Origin of the sequence: Paenarthrobacter sp. CM16 (assembly GCF_013179505.1) — a bacterium.
Taxonomy (GTDB): Bacteria; Actinomycetota; Actinomycetes; order Actinomycetales; family Micrococcaceae; genus Arthrobacter.
This window is the reverse complement of the sequence record NZ_JABMCX010000445.1, coordinates 1-2,754: the sequence shown is the minus strand read 5'-3', so window position 1 is coordinate 2,754 and position 2,754 is coordinate 1. Positions and strand designations below refer to the sequence as shown.

The following is a 2,754-nucleotide window of genomic DNA, read 5'->3' as shown; positions in this document are numbered from 1 at the left end:
CAACCACCAGGAAAGGAGCGCGTGGAGTCACCTCAACGGCGTCTCCCTGCGCGGCAGCGGCAGTGGATGCGGCCAAATCCTTCGCCGCACAGATCAGCGCAATGGCCTGCACTGTCTTACCCAGGCCCATGTCGTCCGCCAGCACACCCCCCAGGCTGTGCTTGTAGAGGAAGCTGAGCCAGTTGAATCCTTCGAGCTGATACGGACGCAACTCAGCGTTAAGTCCGGCCGGCAGCGGAAGTCCGGTCACGCCGTCGTCGAGCAATCCACCCACGGCTTCACGCCAGGCGGCGGCCTGTTCGTCCACAATTCCCAATTGGGCCAGCTCGTCCCAGAGTCCGGCCTGGAAGCGGCTGATCTGAAGGGTGCCGTCCTTGTTGTCCGGGTTGTCTTGCAGGGAGCGGGCTTCGTCAATCAGTGCCCGCAACTGGTGCAGCTCGGGAAGGTCCAGCGAGAAGTAGGCGCCGCTGGGCAGCAGCATGCGGCTCATTCCGGCCGCAAGAGCGGAGAACACGGCTGCGAAGGAGACCGGTTCGCCTTCGAGGGTGATCACGATTCCGAGGTCGAACCAGTCGCCGCTGGCCGTTTCCTTGGTGGAAATGGACACCACGGGAGCCTCGGCGGCCTCACGGTAATCCGCGATGTCACCGGACGTTTCAACTACGACGTCGGGCAGTTCCCGCAGTGCCGGGAGCACCTCTTCGGTGAACGCCAGTGTGTCCAGGCCGCTGAGCTCCGCGGAGGCAGCGATACGGGGCGCACCCCAGCCACCGGTTGCCGACTCGGCCAGTGCGGGGACCACGTCCCACGGCCGTCCGAGCGACTCCAGGATCCGCGCTTCCTCAGCGTCGTCCCGGTAGCCGCGATCGTCCGGGTGCCTCCACAGCGGTTGCGCGGTGACCAGCGTGCCGGACTTGTAATGCCATTCCCAGTGCAGCCGGACCTTGTGGTCGTTGCCGTAGTTGGCCAGCAGGGACAACGTGGGGACAGCCAGGGTGGGCAGCTCCACCGATTCGTCCGCGGCCTGGACCGGCGTGGATTGTCGCAGCTTTGGGTAGAACGAGGTCAGGAACCGGCTCTCATCCTCGGCAGGAATCTGCAGCGTTTGGCCATCCATGATGAATTCCAGGAGCTCATCAGTGATGCCGCCCTCGATCGGGGCCAGCGTGATCAGGTTCTTTTGTTGCGGCACGCCGGGCAGGGTTTCCCCCGAATGAGTGAAGAAAATACCGTTGGCGGGCTTGCCCAGGAAGCCAACGGATCCCGGATCCACGGGCTCCCCGGCCACGGTGACGGACGGCGCAAGCTGCAGGCCGCCGTCGGGCGCTTCCTGCTTTGGGGCCGCCGGTGCGGCGTCCAGACGCGCCAAACTCAGTCCGACGACGGCGGGTTGGGACTCAACGCGGACAGGCTCGCTACCAGCGGAGTGGATGAGCGGGATGCCGGCTTTGGTGGCGTCGGCCAGGAGGGTCCAAAGATTCTTGGCAGCGAAGTCGTTCAGGCTCAACCACATGGCTCCGGAGGGTTGCTGCCGGCCGTTGCTGGACCCATGGGCGGCCAGGAAAGTCTGAAGCCATTCGACGTGGACCTCGTTGAATTCCCGCCGGAAGCTGACGTAGCTGAGGTTGTTCCAGGAGACGTCGCCGCGGATCCATTTGCCCTTGGCGCCCATCATGACGGGGCGGGCCTTGAGCTGGCGGACGCTGCGCATAGGATCGCGGCGGCCTGTGTAGGAGAAGTGGGCCGCGGGCTCTTCCACCTCGAACTGAAGCGCCAGCGGAATGCCGGCAGCACTGGGAGCCGTGCCAGGTTTGGTGATCAGCCTGTTGAGGGCTTGTTCCCAGGCCGGACGGGCGGCGCCGCCCTGCTGCCCCGAACCAACGCGGGAAGTCTGGATTCCGGGCGCCTGTGAAAGGAGCTGGGCGCGGATGGTGGGGTGGTCCTCGGCAGTGAAGAGCAACGCGGCAACGTGCTTGCAGTCCTTACGGACCGGGCAGCTGCAAATACCCACGGTGCAGCTCCAGCCGCTGGGCTTACGGACCAATTTGGCCGACGTCGAATAAGGCTGGGGACCGGTGCCGCGGACCTTGCCGAGGAGGAGGCCTGTGGCCGAATCGAAAGAAATCCCGCTCACTCGGCTGCCCATGGCATAGGCCAATCCGGCCGCCAGGGAGCGGTCGTTAATGGCAGGAGTCTGAATGGCCAGTTCCCAGTTTTCGTCTGTGTGGGACGGCATGCGTCGGGCTACTTTCGGCAGGAGGATATCTGTTCAATCTTAGTCAGCAGAAAACGGCTCCCAAACTTCGCCCTCCGTTCACCTCATCCTCGACTGCCGCGCCGCTCCCACGCGTACGTTGAAAGTGTCCGGAGCACCATCAGCTTTCAGCAGTGAGGATTTCCCATGACTACCAACGAGTACCCCGTCGTCCTGAACAAGACCAGCTTCGAAGCCGGCAATGCGGATGTTGTGGATTCCAACGTCAACGTCGTGAACCAGATGTACCAGGAGCTCCTCAACAGCGACGAAATCGCCACCGCTGCGCTCAACAGCTTCTTTGTGGATTTCTACCTGACCCAAGCCCTGGCTGGCGGCTTTGCCCAGTACGTCTTCACCGCACCGGAGCGCGAAGAAGTGGACGCCTACATCCGCGCCGGCCTCGAAAGCATGGGCGCCACCCGTCATCTGGAGCTCTTCAACCGCACCGCGGCTACCTTCGATGCGCTGAGTGAGGAAGAAGCGGAGGCTTACCTCGA

General features: G+C 63.8%; 1 protein-coding gene and 1 pseudogene. One reads left to right on the top strand and one right to left on the bottom strand.

What is annotated here, in order from left to right:
* Positions 1 to 2,236: DEAD/DEAH box helicase (locus HP499_RS23200; RefSeq protein WP_172326414.1), on the bottom strand; the 2,236-nt coding region annotated here is incomplete at its 3' end.
* Between the two features lie 165 nt (positions 2,237 to 2,401).
* On the opposite strand from HP499_RS23200, the pseudogene HP499_RS23195 reads away from it, so the two are divergent.
* A pseudogene (locus HP499_RS23195) lies at positions 2,402 to 2,754 on the top strand (hypothetical protein); the annotation flags it as partial.